Annotated in this window: 7 protein-coding genes; all 7 read left to right on the top strand. The window is 42.7% G+C overall.

All coding sequences use genetic code 11. The annotated features are described in order from the left end of the window. Positions 1-144: 144 nt before the first annotated feature. The 7 genes from RLN88_RS10610 (at position 145) to RLN88_RS10640 (ending at position 22,561) form a co-directional block, all read left to right on the top strand. Positions 145-972, top strand: coding sequence for a porin family protein (locus RLN88_RS10610; protein WP_350221376.1), 828 nt, complete (start codon positions 145-147; stop codon positions 970-972). Between the two features lie 112 nt (positions 973-1,084). Next, positions 1,085-4,342: a cyclic nucleotide-binding domain-containing protein gene (locus RLN88_RS10615; RefSeq protein WP_350221377.1), complete on the top strand. Its 3,258-nt coding sequence runs from the start codon at positions 1,085-1,087 to the stop codon at positions 4,340-4,342. Between the two features lie 77 nt (positions 4,343-4,419). After that, a complete protein-coding gene (locus tag RLN88_RS10620) occupies positions 4,420-5,934 on the top strand; it encodes a DUF4062 domain-containing protein (RefSeq protein ID WP_350221378.1) in 1,515 nt (504 codons plus the stop codon). Further along, entirely contained in the window at positions 5,934-9,221 is a 3,288-nt protein-coding gene (locus tag RLN88_RS10625; protein WP_350221379.1) for an nSTAND1 domain-containing NTPase, read from the top strand. Before RLN88_RS10620 ends, RLN88_RS10625 begins: the two co-directional genes overlap by 1 nt. An 8-nt stretch (positions 9,222-9,229) precedes the next feature. Further along, complete coding sequence (locus RLN88_RS10630) at positions 9,230-10,345, top strand: outer membrane beta-barrel protein (RefSeq protein ID WP_350221380.1); 1,116 nt, start codon at positions 9,230-9,232, stop codon at positions 10,343-10,345. A gap of 3 nt (positions 10,346-10,348) precedes the next feature. Further along, positions 10,349-11,728, top strand: coding sequence for an NHL repeat-containing protein (locus RLN88_RS10635; RefSeq protein ID WP_350221381.1), 1,380 nt, complete (start codon positions 10,349-10,351; stop codon positions 11,726-11,728). Between the two features lie 180 nt (positions 11,729-11,908). Further along, a complete protein-coding gene (locus RLN88_RS10640) occupies positions 11,909-22,561 on the top strand; it encodes a T9SS type A sorting domain-containing protein (protein WP_350221382.1) in 10,653 nt (3,550 codons plus the stop codon). Positions 22,562-22,668: the final 107 nt, after the last annotated feature.

Below are 22,668 nucleotides of genomic sequence, written 5' to 3' on the forward strand. Positions count from 1 at the left end.
CCGTAACAAATATCCCTGCATATCCTAAGGAAACCGAGTGTTTCTATTAGTGAGCCAATCAAAATAAATAGTCGAATAAATGATGCATTCATAATATGAATGAGATGTATTTCGTATTATTACAGGTGAAAGAGCGCTAACTATATGAAGTTTATTTTCAGTACGATTCTTACACTCCTTTTTGCATTCTCCAGCCATGGGCAGTATTGGTTTGGTCCCAAGGTTGGGATTAGTTATATCGATCATGTGTATCAGGATCGTACCTACGAAAAGGATTCTTTCGATGTAAAACAGGATTTGAATTTTCAAGCCGGGATTGCTTTTAACTACACGGCCTCAGATATGTACTCTGTATATGCAGAGCTTCTATATGAAAAAGTGGACAAAACGGTAAAGGATAAGAGCTCTGGCGGGGAATTGGTAAACGCCAGCATGACAAATCACTTCCTCTCTGCGCCGGTAATGCTAAGGGTTACTTTGGGAAAAGTTCCATTTCATTATTACGTCAATGCCGGACCCAGACTTTCATACTGGCTGGGAGGTAAAGGCTCGCTCTTTCTGGATGAGTTTAATGAGAACCCTCCAATAATGGATGATGATGGCAACCCACTTCCCGTAGAATATAAAACAACCTTCAATTCAGACAAAGCCCTGGATGGAGATAGGGGGACTGCTCTTGTAAGCAAACCCAATCGCTTACAGTTCGGGCTCACAGCAGGCGGAGGGATGTACTTCGATCTGGCCAATGGCACGAGGCTTCAGGTGGATTTGCGATATACCTGGGTACATAGTAATATGGGAACCAACAATGGCGTTCAGGATATAAATTTTGCAGGGGAGAATTACAGGGAGAATTTTGAATACTACCACAACATAGCTACAATCGGCATTGCCTATCTCTTTAACTATGACGCCAACCTGAAGCGTAAAGGCAGCAGCACTAGTAAGGAAAGTAAGAAAAGAAAGAAATAATATAATTATTTCAAGGTAAATACCCCTTAAGTGCTGTCTTTTATTGATTTATTCCTACAATTACAGGTAAATACCTAATTTAACATTTGTAGCCTGTAAAAATTCACTAGCTGTGGTTCAAGCATTCTTAAAATTCTTAGGGGGAGAGCAAGGAGAAGAAAAGCAAATGCTTCTTCTTCTGGGTAAGGGATTCTTCATGGGAATCTTGCTTGCCACCTATCAGATTGGTGCTGAGACACTTTTTCTAACTGTACTCGGCGATGAATGGCTGGACGTGGCTTTTTTTGCTGCGGGAGGTGCAGGTATTATTTCTACCGCTTTATTTGTGTTTCTACAGCGGAAAATCAATTTTTCCACACTTGTAATATCCACCACATTTGTCATCTTACTCTTTATAGGTGGAATTCGGGCTGCTTTTGAGTTCATTGGATACGATACGGAGGTTACCGGTCAGTTTCAAATGCTTCCATTTGTTCTTTTCGTAATGATTGGTCCTGTGACCTCAATTACCCTTTTGGGATTCTGGGGAGTTTTTGGTAGGGTGTTTGATCTTCGGGCGAGTAAGCGAATAATCGGGGGGATTGATACCGGGCAGTTGATGGCTACCATGATCGCCTTTTTCAGTATACCAGTATTAATTGCTGCTACTGACATGAATGCAACGTATGACTTGCTTTTTGTATCAGGTATCGCATCATTAGGGGTATTTATTTTCACACTTCTCCTGGCAATCAATTACAACCTGAATAAAGCAACCAAAGTGCTGCATGGCGAAGAGGTTGAGAAGGTAAGTTTTTCCAGCCTCATTAAGGATAAATATCTAAGGTTGTTGTCCATCTTCCTGATCTTTTCTATGGGGGCATCTGTTTTTATGGACTACACTTTTCTAAGTGCCACGGAGACCATGTATCCGGAAGAGCAGGATCTTGCAAACTTTCTTTCTTTCTTCTCAGGAACAGTTATCGTGGTGTCATTCCTGATCCAAAGTTTTATTAATGATATCATCATCGGAAAGTTTGGACTAAAGGTGGCTTTGATGACCATGCCACTCATTTTGATCCTTTTCACGGTTGGTGCAATCATTGTAGGTCACATTTTTGGCTATGAAACCAAGAGTGCGGAGTATATCATGTTCTTCGTGTTGATATCTGTGGGTAAATTATTTACGGCTGCCCTTAAAGATGCCCTGGAAAATCCGGCCTTCAAATTATTCTTCCTGCCGATAGATATCAAGATTCGATTTGACATTCAAACACGAATAGAAGGAGTAGTTAATGAAGTTGCCACTTTCCTTGCCGGAGCAGCACAGATGGCTTTGGGTTTATTGGTATTCTTCAAACTTATCCACTATTCATACTTTATTCTGGCACTTGCCGCAGGCATTATCTATATGGCTGGCAAGTTGTTTGAAGAATACAAAACCACTTTGAAGAAAACACTTGAAAAGCAAAAAGCTAGTCTCAAAGGAGAAGGAAAGAGGAATGAGAAAAATACCTTAAACATGCTAAAAGGCGAGGTAGCCTCAAAGGATGTTGAGCGAGTGCTAAACGCTCTGAAAATTTTCGAAAAATTAGAACCGATCGAATTTGAGTTTGTGCTTCTGGATTTGCTCAACCACCGCTCTCCAATCTTGAGGAAATTTGCCTATCAAAAATTGGGAGATAGGCTATGCTGGGAAGCTGTAGAGATTGTAGAAAAGGATATCAAAACTGAAGGGGACGAGGATGTGCTGGAGGTAGCCAAGGCAACATACAAGAAACTCAAAGAGGCCGCTGACTTTGTATTGACAGACGTTTCTATTAAAGAACTAGTAAGGTCAACGGAGGCCATTGATCGGGAGAGAGGAGCTAGGCTGCTGGCAAAAGCCTCAGAGGACAGACATGTTGCATTCATTGTAGAGCTTTTGAGGGATATAAATCCAAACGTTCGCTCGGCAGCAATGATGACGGCAGGCAAAGTGAAGAGGCCGGAGTTGTGGCCTATTCTGATTGAAAACCTGCATTTGGCAACCTACGGCAATGTGGCAATGTCAGCATTAAAGGCTTCTGGCGAAGCAGCCTTCCACACCATTGACACTGCCTTCTATAAGACGGGTCAGTATCACGCTACCATGATTCGAATTATCCAGGTATTGGGTAGGATCGGGGGTAGGGGTGCTACAGAGTTACTTTGGAAAAAAATCGATTTCCCAGATAGAAAAATTGTCTCTCAACTCCTCCTTTCTTTGAGCTACATTGGATTTGTTGCGAGGGATTTCCAGGCCGCAAGGATTAAAATAGCAGTTGAGGGTGAGATTGGTGATATTGCCTGGAACATAAAGTCTTCTCTGGAAATCCCCGATGAGCAGGAAATTGATCACCTCATCAAGCAGGCAATGGTTGAAGAGGACATCAAAAACTATGATAACATCTTCATGCTTCTGGGTATGATCTATGATCCTCAAAGTGTGCTTCTTGCCAAGGAAAATATCCAGAATGGCACTACTGAAAGTATCACATTTGCGGTGGAGATGATGGATATTTTTGTGGAGGAAGAATTGAAGCCAAAACTTATTCCTGTAGTGGATGAATTGAAAATCCAGGAGCGACTAGCACGTCTGCAAAATCACTACCCACCAGAAGACTTTGATTCATATGAGGATTTGTTGCTTCAGATCATTAATAGAGATTACAATAGAATAAACAGGTACACCAAAGCTTTGGCTATGTATCGTTTCAGCCAATTGAGTAATCATGTTACCGCTGACCTGATAGCTAACCTATTCAATCCCGACCCACTCTTGCTGCAAACAGCAGCCTTTGTAATGTATAACATCAATAAGGAGTCGTACCACGAGCATACGAAACGCCTGAAACCTACAACTAAGAAGGAGCTCGATAAGGCTATCTTACCTCCGGTGTATAGACATGAAGATGAAGATTATCATCAAAAGCTTTTGCTGATTGAGCGGGTTATTGAGCTCAAGAAAAACGAAATATTTAAGCATATTCCAGGTGAATTGATCACATATATAGCCGAGTGCCTGGAGGAAGTGAGGGTCAAGTTGGGCTCTACGATCATACGAGAAGGGGATAGTGGAATGGAGTCGATGTACATCGTATTGGAGGGCTCAGTGGATATTTATGAGAATGATCAAAAAGTGGCAGAGCGTGAAAAGGGAGGGGTTTTTGGGGAGAAGAATCTGACAGACTCGGATGTATTTGGCTTCACAGCCTTGGCTCGAACTGAATGCACACTTCTTCTCATGAGAAAAGAAGAATTGTTGAATTTAATGTCTAAACATATTGAGATTTTGGATTGCTGGGTAGACATTATGAACGGAGTAATTGATCAGGAAGAACCTGAAATAGTTGATGTTCTCTTTGGATGATATTTCGATGAACGCACTTTGGATAGTATAAAAAAATAGCTTAATTCACTTTTAATAAAACCGCCTAATCGCGAAAGATGACTAATAATCGCACCATAGCACTAATTTATTCGGAGAAAGACGATGCGATGATTGAAGGGGGCATCAAAGGATGGGTCACCAACTTCCATAAGTTCCTGTCTACTTTGATGTACCAGATTACCCGGGAAAATCCGGAGATCAAGCTAATCAATGAGTCCAGCTTTTCAGCTACTGAGATGGATAGCTACAATGTGATAATTGCTGTGCTTACATCCAACCTTGTAAAGGATAAAGTGATTGTGAGTTCCCTCAATTCACATTCTAAAAAATTGAAAGGCCAGAATAAACTAGTAGCAGACGGTGTTGCCAGGGTTTTTAAAGTGCTGAAGCGTCCGTTTGATCCTGACGAATACTTGGAAGAACTAGAGGATTTACTGACTTATGATTTCTATCTTGTAGATCCGCTAACAGGTGATCCTCAGGAGTTTACCAGATTTTTTGGAAACGATGCGGAGCGTAGCTACTGGATGAAACTGGTAGATATGGCCTATGACATCAACCATGTATTACAGGCTAAAGAACTGGAAGACGGAGAAGGAGGGTATGAAACAATCCCTCGTGAGAAAACAGTCTACTTAGCAAGTACCGGTGTGGATATGGTGATTCAGCGAGACATCATCAAGCGAGAGTTGATTCGTCATGGATATAAAGTCCTGCCGGATCATAGCCTGCCCAAAGAAGCCAAAGCCTTGGATAGAATGGTGAGGGATGATCTGGATCGGTGTAGGTTGTCTATCCATCTGGTCGGTGAAGATTATGGCTATAAGCCTAGAGGTTCTGAACTCTCAGTTGTAGACATTCAGAATCGGGTGGCATCTGATCACACATATCAGATGGTGGAAAAGAATAAGAAGGCCAAGAAAGACGAAAAGGAGCTCTTCAGCCGGTTGATCTGGGTTTCACCTGACCTTAAAAACGTCACTGAGCGTCAGAAAATATTTATTGAGGACCTGAAAAGTGATGCGGCAGCTTTAGAAGAAGCTGAGGTTTTGCAAATACCACTTCAAGAGTTGAAAACGATTATTCGTGAGGAGCTAGTGACTGGTGGGAGATTCAATACCAGACGTGATATTAAAGGACTGGATGATGAGAAGAAGGATGAGAAAACTAAGATGATCTATCTTATCGCCGACAAGAGGGATGTGAACGAAATAGATGACATACAGACGTATCTCAAAAAACAGGGTTTCAATGTGGTATCACCTAGTTATGAAGGTGATTTGGTTGATCTGAGGTACATCCATCAAGAGAATTTAAGAAGGTGCGATGCATCAATTATTTACTTCGGTCAGGCGACCGAAGAATGGATAAAGACAAAACTACAGGACCTGCTAAAGGCTCCTGGATTCGGCCGTGAAAAGCCTTTAACAGCTAAAGCGGTTTACTTTAAGGGGCAGAAGGATGTGGACATGGAGCACTATAAAAAGAACAACGCCATGGTTTTGGGGAATAACGGGGGAACATTTAATCCCGATCACCTCAAGCCTTTTCTAACTAAAATGGAAAGCTGATGAGCGAAAAAGAAATTGATGTTCAGGGCCAAGAGACCCAGGATATTGTTGACATTACCCAGTTAATTAACCCCTTTCCGGGCCTCAGGCCGTTTGGAATAGAGGAAAGCCACCTGTTCTTCGGGCGAGAGGGACAGAGTGACGAGGTGCTGGTCAAGCTGTCAGAAAACAAGTTTGTTGCCATCCTTGGTGCTTCGGGTAGTGGTAAATCTTCATTGATGTACTGTGGCCTGATTCCAACACTCTATGGAGGTTTTATGACCGATGCAGGGTCTAATTGGCGGATTGTGGTAACCCGTCCCGGCGGTGGGCCAATTGATAACCTGGCAGAAGCACTCCTTATAAAAGATAAAGAATATGCCAATCTGGGGGATGAAGATAAGCTTATTCGCAAAACCATCATCAGCACGGTTCTTAGAAGTAGTTCGCTAGGTCTTGTAGAGGTAGTCAGACAATTGAAGACAGACGATTTTCAAAATGTTTTGATCCTTGTTGACCAGTTTGAGGAGCTTTTCAGATATCGTAAGCTAGAATCAGCCACCTCCGATCTGGACGAGTCATCTGCATTTGTAAACTTATTATTAGAGGCCATCCATCAGTACGATGAGCCAGTCTATATCGCCCTAACCATGCGATCTGACTTCATTGGCGAGTGTGCCCAGTTTCCGGATCTTACCCAGATGATCAATGACTCTCACTATCTGATTCCTCAGATGACCAGAGATCAAAAGAGAACGGCGATTGAAGGGCCTGTGGCTGTCGGTGGAGGAAAAATTGCCCCTCGTTTGACACAGCAGCTTTTGAATGATGTGGGAGATAATCCTGATCAGCTTCCGATCCTTCAGCACGCATTAATGCGTACCTGGTCATACTGGACGGAAAACAGAAAGATTGGTGAGCCGATAGATTTAAGGCATTACAACTCCATTGGAACACTTCGCGAGGCACTTTCTATGCACGCCAATGAAGCGTATGATTCATTGAGCAAACGAGAGAAGGAAATATGTGAGGTGATGTTTAAGGCCCTAACCGAGCGAGGATCGGAAAACCAGGGCATCAGGCGTCCTACCAAGCTGGCCACTATAGCGGCGATTGCTGGTGTAAACGAAGAAGAAGTAGCACGAGTAGTGGAGCGATTCAGAGAGCCGGGCAGATCATTATTGATGCCTCCATTTGGTGTAAGGCTAGAATCTGAAACGGTAATAGATATTTCGCATGAGAGTTTGATGCGTATTTGGGTACGTTTGAAAAGGTGGTTGGATGAAGAGTCCAAAGCTGCAGAAATGTACCTGAAACTTTCCGAAGCGGCTGAAAGGTATCAGGAGGGAAGGGCAGGACTTTGGCAAATGCCTGACTTGCAGTTGGCGCTTAACTGGAGAGAAGAAAACAGGCCAACACTTGTTTGGGGTCAGCGATACAATCCTGCCTTCGAGCGAACGATGGTATTCCTGGAAACCTCTGAGAAAGCCTACCTGACAGAGCAGCGAAACAAAGAAATTCTACAGAAGCGGCAAGTTAAGCGTATGCGTACCACTGCGGTGGTCTTGGCCATAGCCGTGTTGGTTTCCTTAAGTTTCTTGATCTATTCATTTATTAAAGCTGATGAAGCAGATAAGGCAAGGGTTTTGGCGGAGGAGCAGAGACAAGAGGCGGTAAGATTAAGAGACCAAGCTGTTGAGCTTCAAAATAAAGCCCAGCAATCAGCAGCAGAAGCAAGGGCGGCAGAAGCTGAGGCACTTTCTCAAAAAGAAGAAGCAGATAAACAGCGGCTTGCAGCACAAGAAAGTGCGGAAGAGGCTAGAAGACAGCAAAGAGCTGCCGAAGCAGCGACTCAAGCTGCCCAAGAAGCCAACCAAGAAGCCCAAAGGCAAGCTGGTATAGCAAAGGAAAATGCTGCTGAGGCAGATAGACAGGCTCAAGCTGCCGAATTAGCACGACAGAATGCAGAACGCCTTCGTTACCAGGCCATCGCCCAATCCATGGCGATCAAGGCTAAGAACATTCTCTCGGAGGATCAGGATCAGGCTGAGCTGAAGGCGATTGTGGCCCGACAGGCCTATCTGTTCTATGAAGAATATAAAGATGAAGGCAAGGATTACAACGGTGATATTTACGCCGGTATTTACAACGCCCTTCAGGGACTATATGAGAGGGAAGCAGCGAATAATGGGTTGGTAGCAGAAAAAGGAGATTCCATTTTCAACCAATACCATAAACCGGTAGATCCAAACTCAGAAAATACGATTGTATCTGTTCGTTCGGTTGTTTATTCCAAGGACGGTAAATTCATGTACTCAGCCAATGCGAACGGTGAAGTAATTAAATGGAATGTAGAAACAAGGGGTTGGAGTCAGATCTTCCAAAATGACAATGTGGCCAGGGTGGTAAATGTGAGCCCCAACGAGCAATACCTGGCTCTTGGTACCGAACAGGACAATATTTTACTCTTCGACGTAAGGAACATTGATCAGCAGCCGGCCAAAATAGAAGGCCATTTGGGCGGTACCGTTTTTGATTTATTGTTCCTGCCGGACAATTCAGGATTTATCTCTGTAGGTGCAGACAACAGAATCTTAAGAAGCGACTTCAGAACGTCAACAGAGCTGGCCAGATCAAATACCAGAATTAAGAGAATCGCCCTTTCACCAGATGCCAAAACACTTGTGGGTGGAGGTGATGATGGAAATGTATATATCTGGGATTTGACGGATATTGGTGCAGGAGCCACCACACTCGTGAATAAAAATCAAAACGATACTGTAGCGGTGGTCAATAGAAAAGCTAGTGCCATTGCTTCGGTTAGGTTCAGCAACACGGGTAGATACCTTGCTTATGGTAGTTCGGACGGTAATTTGAAAATTTGGGACATGCAAGATGATAAGCAAGTACCACCGACTTTAACAGGCTTCAGAGCACCGATTACGGATATAGAGTTTAGTCCGAATGATCGACTTCTTTTGGGAACATCCCGAAATAGCCAGGTACGGGTTTGGGATATGAATAACCTATTTGATCTCCCAATTGTACTTGAAGATTACAATGGTCAAGGGCAGCAAGGCTGGGTAAACGATGCGGATTTCAGTCCTGACGGCAACTACTTTGTGACTGCTGCCGGAGATGGAAATATCCGAAGATACCCAACGACAGCTGATGCCATGGCTGAAGAAATCTGCACACATATAACATTGGGGAACATGTCTGACAATGAGTGGAGACAATATGTAGGAGGAGACATTCCTTATGTAGAAACGTGTGAAGGTTTGCCTAAAAGGTCTTCAGAATTCTAATAATATTTATGAAGAAACATTTAATCACCTGCTGTTTATTTTTCATTTCACTTTGGGGCTTCTCCCAAACTTCATCGCAGTGCGCCAGAAGCTTAGCTCAGGCAGAATTGGCATTTGAGCAAGGAAGGCTTTCTGATATCATTAATACCTATACTGATGAGGCTAGTGGCTTTACCAGGTGCTTGAATGGCGGGGTATTCTCTGTTGAAGAAGAGATCAGGGCATATAAACTTCTCACTAAGGCCTATTTGTTTCAGGATGATGAAGCGATGGCAGAGGAGATGTTTGTGAAGCTCTTGAAAGCCGATAAGGAACACCAGCTTTCGCCGGAGGATCCTGCAGAGCTTTATCTCTTAAAGGATAAATTCAAGACTGAGCCTATTTTGAGGGTTGCTGTAAGGGTAGGGGCAAATAAATCGCTACCATCTGTTATTCAGAACTTCAACACGTTTCAAGTTGGAGATAAGCGATACAATGAGAGTGGGGCTGAAACAGGTCTTGGGATCGGCTTTTGGTTTGAAGCCTTAGCAGAAAGGCACCTCACGAAAGGAATTGAAGTTGCCACCGGTATTCAGTACCGCATTGCCTCGTATGAGGTGGAAGGTGATTTGATTGAGAATGATCTGAATTATGTAGCAAAAAACACCAGCAACATGTTGCGGTTCCCTTTATTGGTTCGCTACAGTTTGAACTATGACAAAAAAGATAAAGACGGCAATAGGAAAAAGATATTGCCTTATGTCTTTATTGGGGGATCTTATGATTTGATGCTAAAGGCTAAGTATGTAGATACCCGAAGGACCGGAGGAACTGCCTATACATTGCCTGATGAAAGTGAGGATTTAACCGCCTCTGATCAGGTTGCAAAATCAAATATTTCAATAATTGGTGGATTGGGGGCCAGGTTCAGGGTTGGACGTTCAGAGGTAGACTTCTTCTCGATGGAAGTGAGATATGATAATTCACTATTCAATTACATAAACCCGGACAATCGCTGGGTAAATGAAGATGTTAATTTCGGTATTGGCCATGTAGAAGATGACCTTACATTGAACACCTTATCTTTTTCCGTGGGTTATACCCGTTCACTTTATATTCCAAGAAAACGAAAGCAGTACCGCTAGTATATGAGATACCTGTCGATTATAATGTTCACTGCCATCATGGTAGTTTCCTGTCAGATTGAGGATGAAAATGCCCCTAAGCCAGAGGATGCATTCATTAAATACTATGGAGAGCTTACCAGCTACGAAGCAAACGATATAGAAATAGTTTATGATGCCACTGGTGAGGTTCCTGAGGGACTAGTGGTATTTGGTTCGGTGGCCTCTGAAAATGGCGATGATGATTTTTATGTATTGATCACAGACTTGGTTGGTAATATAGTTAGTTCAAATTCTTATGAACTTAGAAATGACCTTCCGGATAACGACGAAGACGGGAATACAGATTTTCCTGACATAAGATCCAATGATATTGCCGGACAGATCATTGCAAACCCTATTGGTGGATTTGTATTTGTTGGCACATCTTCTTTTTCTCAAGATCCAGGAATATCAGACTATCAGGTTGGGAGACTGGCATTTATCAATGCCGATTTAGAGCTAAGCTATGATACATTCTTTGTTGTTGACGGAGACTACAATCTTGATTTTGCGCTAAACGACATCACTCTTCTTCAAGATCAGTCATTCATATTGGGAGGATGCAGGCAATATAATCGCGGAGGCGGAATTATAGATAAGGATAATTATTTTGTTAAATATGATCAAAATAGCGGTATTGTCTTTGAACAAACGCAAGGTGTAGCCGGGAATAATGAAGACGATGAAATTTCGCGTGTCTTTGAAAAGCCAAACGGAAACCTTGTTTTTGTTGGAACCTCTAGCACTCCAAGTCAGCGCGGAGAAAATGGGGGTAATAACGGAGCAAACGTATTTTATTTGGAAACCGATCCTAATGGAACCCCATTGAATTCTGCGGCCTACGGATTTGATGATGGGACTTCCAACAACATTGTTTACAATGAACTAGTAAATAATGCTATTTATACAACCTCTGGTTTTTCTATTGTAGGTACTTCTTCTACTACTACCACTAATCAAAAGTTTGCCTTTGTCATGAACCTGAGCAATAATGGCATCTTCCTAAGTGGAAACAGTCACGATAGCTCGGCATACAATACCGAAAACAGTGTCCTTCAAACCATCGGGGAAGGCATTACGCAAGGTCTGGATAATGAATTGGTAGTAGTGGGGCAATATCCGGCATTTAGTTCTGGTGGTTTATCCCGAGGTGGCGAGGGAATGTTTGTGAAATTTGATCAGGGAGGAACCCCGGTAGAAGGTGAGGAGTCGTCCTTTGGATTATCTGATGGAAATGACAACATCGTAGATGCTGTAACGCTACCCGACGGAAAGATCGTGATGGTATCGAATGTAGACTTTGGAGCAGGGGTAAAACTCATCTCAATCATCAAACTTAATCCGGATGGTTCGCTGGATTAAATCCTTGAATAGTTCAATTTTTACCTGAATTAATCTTATCTGTAAAATAAAAGTCTATATCGAAAAAATGATATTGCACTTTGAATTAATATATCCATTAATAAACTTCACCAATAGTTAGTTTTGGAGTAAATTTTACTCTAGCTATTGTCATCCTATTTTGCGTCTAAATAACTGATTATGAGAAAGCTTGGCCTGTTGTCCCTCATTACCTCCTTCTTAATGCTCTTTGGTTTTAATTCCGTTTCCCAAACGGTCACATCCATCACCAGAGCAGACGGCAATCCAACAAATTCAACTACTGTTAATTTCACGGTTGTTTTTCAATCTGCAACCACTGGAGTTGTTGCTGGGAATTTTACTTTAGATGCATCAGGACCTTCAGGTACGATAGGAACACCAACGACATCAGACGATATTACCTGGAATGTTCCTGTAACGACAGTCTCAGGAGATGGTACCTTAAGTATTGATTTTGTTTCAGGTTCAGAGTCACCAATTACGGCTGCATTCAACGCAGGGGATATTTACAATATTGATCAGACATCACCCGATGTAACAATAGATCAAGGTTCTGGACAATTGGATCCGACGAATTCAGCATCGATTGTATTTGACATAGTATTTAATGAGCCGGTCACAGGCTTTACCGATGATACGGATGTTGATTTCAGCGCAAGTACTGCACCAGGGGCACTGTCTGGGGTGGTAGCAGAAGTAGCCCCAATGGATGGCACGACCTACACGCTGACTGTAACGGGAATGACAGGCGATGGGGATGTGATTGCATCATTAAATGCTGGAGCAGGAACAGATGCTGCAGGCAATACAAGCAATGCCAGTTCCAGTTCAGATAATTCAGTGAGCTATGATGGGACATCTCCGGAAGTTACAATCAACCAGGCATCTGGTCAGCTAGATCCAACAGCAGTAGCATCTGTTGTATTTGATGTAGTATTCGATGAGCCTGTAACAGGTTTTACCGATGATACGGATGTTGATTTCAGTGCGAGTACCGTCACTGGGACATTATCCGGGGTAGTGGCAGAGGTAGGACCGATGGATGGCACGACTTACACACTGACTGTAACTGGCATGACAGGCGATGGAGATGTGATTGTATCGTTGAATGCTGGAGCAGGAACAGATGCTGTGGGGAACACAAGTAATGGGAGTTCAAGTACAGATAATTCGGTGACATATGACACTACCTCCCCTGATGTTACAATAGATCAGGGATCAGGTCAGTCAGACCCTACGAATGTAGCTTCTGTTGTGTTCGATGTAGTATTTACTGAGCCAGTAACAGGTTTTACTGATGACACGGATGTTGATTTCAGTGCGAGTACCGTCACTGGGACATTATCCGGGGTAGTGGCAGAGGTAGGACCGATGGATGGCACGACTTACACACTGACTGTAACTGGCATGACAGGCGATGGAGATGTGATTGCATCTTTGAATGCTGGAGCAGGAACAGACGCTGCAGGCAATACAAGTAATGCGAGTTCTAGTTCAGATAATTCGGTGACGTATGATGGCACATTACCCACCTTCACAAACGCCACCTTCTACGACACAGATCAGGATGGTTCAGTCGATCAGATATTGCTTGAATTCTCGGAGGATATTGATGAAGCTTCAGTTAGTGATGCCCATTTTAATATTGGTGGTGCGGGACTGGGCGTAGTTCCCTTTGGAGTAGTTGCAACTCCGGCCGCTAATGGAGTAGACTTGACTGACTCGGACAACTATATCACTTTGGGTGTAGATCTGGGCACTACGGATGACCAGTCAGTAGATTACAATCAGGGAACACTTGCTGATGAATCCGGAAACCTAGCCGCTTCAAACTCATTCACCACTTTTGATCTGGCCCCCCCGGTACTTACAGATATTCAAATGGAAGATACCGATGATGATGCACTGGTTGATAGGGTCGTGTTGGTTTTTTCCGAGATTGTTTCGGATGCTGATGACAATGATACCTATGTGGTGGCCGATGTTGGAACTATCACTTTGCCAGATGGAGAAACAGCTACTGGCTATGTAGATGGTGATATTGTGGTGGGGAACATAAGCGGTATCTATACCACTGTAGCAATCAACAACATCACAGGCCAATTGGTTGATAATACGGCATTGGGCTCATTTAATGTAGCCGGAGTAAATGGATTTTGGGATGACGATCAGGATCAACTTTCCATTGGAGATGGTTCTGAAAACCGAATTGATGCGGCTTCTCCGGTATTGTTGAATACCGTTGTTTCTACCAATTCCGTGGCAGAACTGACATTTAGTGAAGGGGTTTGGGGAAATGCTGGAGCCACGCTCCCGGTTACCACCTCAAACTTTGTTTTTGATATTGGTGGAGGAGTTGTAGGGGAATCGGTAGTTTCTGTCAAGACAACAGCAGCAACAGAGTCGGATGATCTTGTTAATGTATTGGTAGGAGGAGAAACAAACCTGAAGGTATTTTTCTCATTCACTCAACCAAATGCTGGGGGTGAAACCCTTACCATGAACACAGATGGAAATATCTACGATAATGCATTGAATACCGCTGCAGCCACGCAATTTCCTCCGGACAATCAGGATGTGCTTGTTGCCCCATCCATTCCAAAGATGGTCTCCGCAGAATGGCGAGATGGTGATGGTGATGGTATGATAGACAGGGTTGCCCTTCGTTTTAGTATCGATTGGGATATCGATGAAACAGGAAGCCCGGATAACAATGATGGATTGGATTGTTTTGCAATTACAAATGGTGCAACGCCTGTAACTCAGGACAACATTGATTATGACAATACAAACAATGGATTCTACACAGCCGCTGAAGAATTGGTAATTCTATTTACTGGTGATGAACAGCCAGGAACCAGCATAGACAACCTGCAGATAACCTACGTAGATGGTACCGATGACAGAATTGAATCACAGGCTACAGAAGATGATGTGGTGAATGGTGATACTCCAACCAACCACTTGGATGGTGCTGCCCCTCGTTTTAGTGGATTCTCTGCAACAATTCTAGATACAAATGCTGATGGAAATGTGGATCAAATCCAAGTTGATACCGAAGATCATATAGATGACTCAGCAATTAACCCTGCGGAATTCACCTACAATGGTGTTGCTGCAGTGGGGGTAGCAAATGTGGACAATACAGATAAATCGTTCTTCCTAGTGGTGAATGGAAATGGTACCGGAGTAGAAGGTGATTTTATTTATACTGTTGGGACATTGGCGGATACAGCTTCCAATGTGAGCAATGGTGGGACAATCTTAGCTGCCAATATTACAGATGGAGCAGGGCCGGTAATATTAAGCGCATTGACCGAAGATACTGAGGCTACTCCAGATGGTCTCCTTGACCAAATAACCATTACGTTTTCAGAAAATCTGGCGAATATTTATGGGGATCAAACATTCTTCTCAGTAGATGAAGGAGGCGACAACTTTCCGGTGATCTCAGCTACTCCGGGTGCCAGCGATGAAATTATACTAGCAATTACGGAAGGCTCATATACTGGAGGACCAGCCGGGCCTTTAGATACACATATTACTCCTGATATTACCATCACTGCTGGCTTTGGAGATGATGCAGAAGGAGCACTTACTCCAGCTCAAACCTTCACAAATACCTCCGATGGTGCGGCTCCTTATAGCACAGTAGATTTGCAAAATACAGGCAATGGAAACCCAACAACCGATGCAAGCCCTAACCTGACAGGTACAGTAGATGATCCAAATGCAACAGTTCTTGTTAATGTGAGCACATTTACGAGAACTGCCACAAATAATGGAAATGGTACTTGGTCATTCAATAATACCGGCTCAGCTCCCGCGGGATTTACCCTTTCAGCTTTAGGTGATTATGAAGTAACGGCAATCGCGGTAGACCCTTTTGGAAATACGTCTACTGATGTTACTAATGATGAATTAACCCTGGAGGGTGGGGCTAACATTACAGCTGCAACTCCAGCTGCAATATGTACCTCTGATGGATTTGTGGCTTTGGGACAAATCCGAATCCAGGAAACACAGAACAATGATTTTGCCTCAGGAGGAACGATCTTATTGACCTTACCTGAAGGTTTTGAATTTAACACCGCTCAGGCTCCAAGCTTTGGTGGTACTACCACGGATATAGATGCAACCGGCACTTTTATCGGAACCGCATCCTTAAGGTTGAACATCACCTATTTCGGAGCTACCGGGCTTGACGATCTTCAGATCGACAATTTAGAAGTTCAGGCCACTCTTGGTGGTCAGACTGGTGTTGCCCTTGAGCGAGCTGGTGGCACGGCAAGTTTACTTACCACAGATACTGATTATGCCGTATTGACAAGCAATTCGTCACCTGTGGCGATAGGTAGTGTCGATGTTGGAGGCTCACCTTTTACAGAGAGTTATTCAACCAGTTATTTATCAACCACATTGGTTCCTTATTCAATTATTTCCCTAGCCTTCACAAATGGCGAGACAGTAACGTTCGGAGGTAATAGTAGTGGGACTGGAGTCATTGTTTCAGGGACAATAACCGGATCCACATTTGAAATTTATCCCAATGCCGGAGCAACAATTAATAATGGAGGAACGATAACAGGCGGAACAAGCACTGCTACTGCTACGGTTAACGGAGCTATTTCGCAAGGCACATCTACTCTAAGTCCATTTACTCTAACCGTCAATCCTGGTGGTGATGATGCGGTATGGCTTAATGGATCCGGATCTCCGATTGATTTAACAGCAGGGGGAACAGACTTACAACAAACAACTGGAACAAATGCAGAGTTATCTGCTACTAGTCCGGGTGTTTATACGTTTGATATTTCAGTTGATGATGGTGGTACTTGTGTAAGTGAGACGTTACGTTTTAACGTATTGATTTATCAAGATATCGATGGGGCTGCAATTGGATCCAACACGTTTGCAGACCGAAACTTCATTACAACTCAAGTAAGAGATACCATTTTTGTGACTCAGCCAACCAATCATACTGTTACAGTAACAGGAACCGGGATAAGCGGTCAACAACAATCTGCAAATAACCCCTCTCCTCAGTTTAGGCAATATTTCTTTGACCCTGGGCTTGCCGGAGAAGGTGTGCATACTATCACATTTACAACTACCAATAACCTAACAGGAGAGTCGGTTTCCCTCCAAGCGGACTTTACAGTTACATTGCCGATCGATTTCTTTGAAGAAGTAAGCCTGCCCACAAATTTGTGTGCATCAGACTTACCATTGGCATTAACTGTCGATAAAACAGCTTTTCAACCTGGTCAAGATTTGGATTATGTATATATCCTTAATTATACTACCGGTAGTCCTTTCCAGAATTTCAATTGGTATGCATTTAATAGTGAGTTCCCAGGATATACTGGAGTTCCAGCCACTTCAGTCTATGAATTTGAGTTTGACTTTAGATCGTCGTATGTAGCTCCATTTCCTGCTCTTGACTGGGATAAGTTTGGGTATTCGCATGAGCTTGCTGATGGAGATGCATATGCATATCTTGTTTATCGAACATTGAGCAATCCATTTGTTCAACCGGTAGATAATATTTTCGTCTACGGAACTCCAATTGTTGAAGTTTCTAATGTAAGTGATGCCTACTGTAATACTGATGAGCCATTCACAATTGAAAGAACAGCCACCTATGTTAGTGGATTCACAGCGCAAAGTCCAGGGAATGAATACACTTATTGGATACCAAATCGTGTTGAGGATGAAATAGCCGAGATAACAACAGGATATGTTTTATGGACAGAGTCCGTTCCCGGTTCAGGAGTTTATGATGTAATGGTTGAGGACTTTACCGAGGCGGGTCAAGGTATGGGTAATGAAGTGAATATTTTTGATCCTTCCGATCCTGATCAAGACGGAATGTTTAATGCAAGTGAAGCTCAGAACTATCGGATCATATATACGACAGAGCCGCTTACTGGTGCCGGTTGTGAAGGTCAGGCTTTCTTTGATGTAACAGTTGATGCACCAGATGCAGCACCGACACTAGATGCAACAACCCTTGCAGGAGGTTTTTCAACAGGATTCAATAATAATGCTTCGCCTGATGATGGTGTGGATGCAGATGAATATGTTCTTGAATACTGTGTAGGTGATGTCCTTGCAAACTTTACAGCAACAAACATTAATACATTTGGTTTTAATCCTATTCTTTCCGGGACAATTACGTTCCCAGCAGGACCTACATTCCAAGTCGGTGATGCAGTTATCGGCCAAACTAGTGGGGCAAAGGGTGCTGTTATTTCGGTTACAGCAACCACGGTTTTTGTGACAAGTGTAACTGGAAATTATAGAGATGGTGAAACGATTATTGGAGATATTTCAGCAGCAGTTGGGACTGTCACATCATTTGTTGAATCCGAACTTGGTGAGGAAATTATTCAGGGCCTATCCAGCGGTGAAACTGCAACCATAACAAGTATAGGAACAACAGGCTTTGTTGTTACAGGTCAGTCCGGCCCATTTACAAACAATGAAATCATAGTGGGTCAAAGTAGCATGGATCGAGTTAGTCTGATAGGAGCTGGAGAAGTTTCATGGTATGATGAGTCCTTCAATAGAATAAGTGCATTTGAAAATGGGCACACGATTAATTCAATTTCTCTTGGCCTTAATGTGAATGCCAGTAATGTGTTGACCGCAGCAGAATCTCAGACGTTTTACTTTTCACAATCGTCCATTTATGGTTGTGAATCTGATCTGAGGAAGGTAGTCGTTAATGTATTTTCCAATCCTGCGGTTCCAAGTTTAGATATTACTGGCTGGCCTACAGCTGTAAAGGTTGGTGATATATATACATTTGATTATTGTGTTGAAGATGATGGTAGTTCTACCACACCGGATCCACTGCTGTTGGTTGATTTGGACCCGGATGAATCATATAATATCACGCGTGAGTTTAGAGATTTTTCAGCTGGTTCTATAACAGTTGCAAATGCTACAATTACAGAACCAGGTGTAGATACCAATCAGGAGTCTGATCCCGTGCCTGATATTTTTGCTGGTGATACAATTATTTACACCATTACTAAAACTGAAGATATTAGTCTGGAAGCTTACAATAATTTTCCTGGTTGCACCGGATCTGCCATAACCGTCTGGATAGCAGCCCAGGAAGAAGCCCCTATTCCAACGGCGGGTGATTTTAATGGAGGTACCCTTGAGTTTCATATTTGCGAGGGGCAAGCACTTAGCAATATTGTTCATACGTTCGTAAATGGAACTGATGAATACATATGGTATGAGGCTGTGGACGGGTTTGGTAATGGTGTTACTCAATTGGGTGGAGTGATCACATTTAGTGGAACTAATTTCATGGATGCAACTACCCTTGGAGGAGCGGCAAATGCCTTTAATATCAATACTCCAGCGGTATATAACTATTACGTTTCTAAGAATGATGATGTTATTACAACAAGATCGTTTGATGGATGTGAGAGTGAAGCATCTTTGGTAAGCATTGAGGTTCACGCTATCCAACCCGCTCCAACAATTGCTTCAAACAATATTGCCTATCCTGGTATAAATAATTTCACTGATCAGGATGGAAATTTGACAGATGATAATTACACATTTGCAATCTGTTCCGATCAGTTGCTACCAAATATGCGTTTTGACGCTCAGGATCTATATTCCGGAGATGAACAGGTGGAATGGATTCGTGATTTGGATGGGATTCGACTTTTTGTTGGTGAGTCCCCAACATTTGGCAATCTTGGTCTAGTGGGGTTAACCCCAGGTACATATAATTATACTGTCCAACAGGTCACTGATACCCTCACCGATTCGTTTGGAAATTTCTTTGAAGGATGTCCCAGTGACCCTGCATCAATTACTATTGAGGTATCAGAGCCGGAACCACTTGAAATAGTAGATGATTTGGGAACAGCATTAGGCACATCGTATTGCCGAGAGGATGATCCTTTGGGAGATATGTCTGGAGATCTAATAGTTGAACTTGAAGTGGATGGAGTTACTGCCAATCCTGCAAATGTTGACTATACAGTGGATTCTTACTTGTCATTTGTTGGTAATGGTTCGCCTGAGATGACATCTGGAAGTGGTTTTGCTACCCTTAACCTTATATCATTGCATGATGCTGTTGCTGGCTCGCAGGATGTAGGAGGTAATCCTACAGTTCATTTCATTACTTTTAATTACTCCGATCCAGCCACCTTTTGTACAAGTAGCATAAGCACAACGATCACTGTTTATCCTGCACCAAATGTTTCTATTGCCTTTAATGAAGTAAATCAGGATGCATTGGAGTTTTGCTATGATGATGATATTGTTGCGATACAAGGTTGGGATGTTGGGTTCGGAGTTCTTATTTCTTCGGCTAACGGAACGGGTAGTTTCTCGATAAATACAGGTGGGGGACTCGCAAATACAGCTAATAATAGAGCAGAATTTAATCCTAGGTTGGCTCATAATGCATTTCATGGAGGCCCATCACCTTTTGCTACCTCTTCTATGCATAGAATTAGTTATACCTATACAGACCAGTTTACTTGCCAGAGAGATACTTCTTTGATTGTTATTGTTCATCCTCGACCAGAAGTGCTAACTGGAGCCATTCAGACAGCAAATACATGTATAACTGATGATATTGAGCTGTTTGTAGATATGCCGGGAACGACAGAGGGAGATTTTACCTACCTATGGAAGGTCGGGAATGATACAGTAGGTATTCAGATTGCGGATGAAGATGGGATGCCAAACGATGAAAGATTAACTTTTGCAAATCCTCCGGCAATTGAAGATTATTCAGTTATAGTTACAAATATTGTCACAGGCTGTGTAATTACTATTGAAGATCAAGAGATAGCACTTGGTGCTGCTCCAGATCCTTCCATTGCATGGGTGGGAACCACGGAGGGTCGAAATACTTTGTTTACGATTTTTGAGGATAATCCGGATTTGGCGAATGACAATGTAGACAGTGTGGGATTACGAGTAAATGGATCTCAAATTTTTACATCAGATGCTTCTGGAGTGCCGGGTACATTCACTTTCCCGTTTGATATCAAATTAGATTTAACCACAGCTGGACTTGCGCCAGGATTCTATTCTGTGGATTTAGGAATGAGAACATTAGCTGGTTGTCGTGTAACAGTTTCCAGAACCTTGGAAATCACTTCTCATGTTACGGGGATTGGGCCAACAAATTCATACACACAGGATTTTGAATCTGGTGCTACCGGATGGACAATTGAAACAATCTCACTTGATGGAAAACGGAATGATTTAGTAACTTCATGGGAAATAGGAGCAGCCGTTCCAGACATATCAGGAGGACAATCATACCAAGAGTCAAATGCATTGTATACAAACGGATATCAACCAGAAGAACAATCGTTTGTATACTCCCCATCTTTGGATCTTAGTGCTTTTTCTGCACCAACTGTAAGCTTTTTAAGATACGAGGAATTTGAGACTTTTAGAGATGGAGTAGTATTTCAATATTCGATCGATGATGGGCGCAACTGGGTTAACGTAGGTTCATATGATGCTTCACTTGAGTCTCAGGGTCTAGCCTCGACTCCTGGATGGTATAATAGAGAAGCCATTACTAGTTCCCCAGGATTTTTAGCTCCAGGGCCAAATGCTTCAGGGGGTAACGGTCAGGGAATTGGATGGGCTTTAGTTAGTGATTGGGAATTAGCCGTTTCTCCTATTGAAATTGATCCTATTGATGCTGACTCAGTAAGATTCCGTTTTGCCTTAGCAGCTCAGGCGGGAACTAAATCGACAGATGGTTTTGCTATCGATGATTTTCAAATTTATGAGAGGAATCAAGTGGTTTTATTGGAGACTTTTTCCTCCTCCCTAAATGCACAAAGCATCGTTTTAAGTGATACAGTCAACAATCAGCCAGCTTATGCGGGATCAGACATCTTGAAGATTAACTATTTCACAGGGATTTCAAATACAAATAACGATAGTGATCAAATTAATCAACGTAATGAAAGCGATCCAGGAGCTCGGGTTGCCTTTTATGGGATTGGTGATTTACCTTATCTTGGGATTTCAGGTGATATTAACTTTGCTCAAATTTCCTTTAACCCATTCGAATTTGATAATTCAAATGCATTAAGAGCTAAACTTGCCAATGCCAGACTTGCTAATCCAGCTTTTGATATAGGTATAAGCGCATCAGTTGATAGCGAAAGTAACTTAGTTGTAGGAGCTAACTTTACTGCATCTAGTGCTTTTACCAATTCGGATAAAATAGGACTATTTATTGCAATCGTTGAACCAAATATTACCCTAACTGAAGATATGGGATTATATTCTGCTGGCTCTACAGTGGAAAATATTCTGAGGAAACTCTTGCCATCGGCAGCAGGGCAATTTGAGCAAGGACCAGTCTTACCAGGTGAAGTGTTAACCATTGAACCTGTTGAATGGGCTATTACCGGACTTTATGACCCATCGAATTTGCGTGTCATCGCGTTTGCTCAAGATTTGGTTAGTAAAGATGTCTATCAAGCGGCATTTGTTGACGTTCCAACAGGATTATCAAACAATGTTCTAGGCCTTGATGAACTATCAGACTTCAACCTATATCCAAACCCGGCTGATAAGCAGGTGACGGTTGAGTTTGAAGACGGTATTTCCGAATATGCGGAATGGGTGGTGTATGATCAGGCAGGAAGGGAAGTACTGAAAGGGCAAATATCCAAAGGTACCCGAACGATGACGGTTCAGACTTCCGAGATTCCATCAGGGATGTACTTCATTCACTTGTATGCGGAAGATCGCAAGCGTCAGGCTAAACGAATTATGGTGATACACTAAAGAACCTATTGTTTAAATAAAAAGCCCCTGATGAAAATACATCAGGGGCTTTTTTATGATTTACAATTTAAGACGTCATCCTGAACCCAGCCTGCGGCAGGCAGGGG

Source organism: Ekhidna sp., assembly GCF_040223195.1.
In the GTDB taxonomy this organism is placed as follows: Bacteria; Bacteroidota; Bacteroidia; order Cytophagales; family Cyclobacteriaceae; genus Ekhidna.

Coding starts and splice junctions, on each gene's coding strand:
- RLN88_RS10620 (WP_350221378.1), top strand. CDS start 4,420: ATGACTAATAATCGCACCATAGCACTAATTTATTCGGAGAAAGACGAT.
- RLN88_RS10625 (WP_350221379.1), top strand. CDS start 5,934: ATGAGCGAAAAAGAAATTGATGTTCAGGGCCAAGAGACCCAGGATATT.
- RLN88_RS10630 (WP_350221380.1), top strand. CDS start 9,230: ATGAAGAAACATTTAATCACCTGCTGTTTATTTTTCATTTCACTTTGG.
- RLN88_RS10610 (WP_350221376.1), top strand. CDS start 145: ATGAAGTTTATTTTCAGTACGATTCTTACACTCCTTTTTGCATTCTCC.
- RLN88_RS10635 (WP_350221381.1), top strand. CDS start 10,349: ATGAGATACCTGTCGATTATAATGTTCACTGCCATCATGGTAGTTTCC.
- RLN88_RS10640 (WP_350221382.1), top strand. CDS start 11,909: ATGAGAAAGCTTGGCCTGTTGTCCCTCATTACCTCCTTCTTAATGCTC.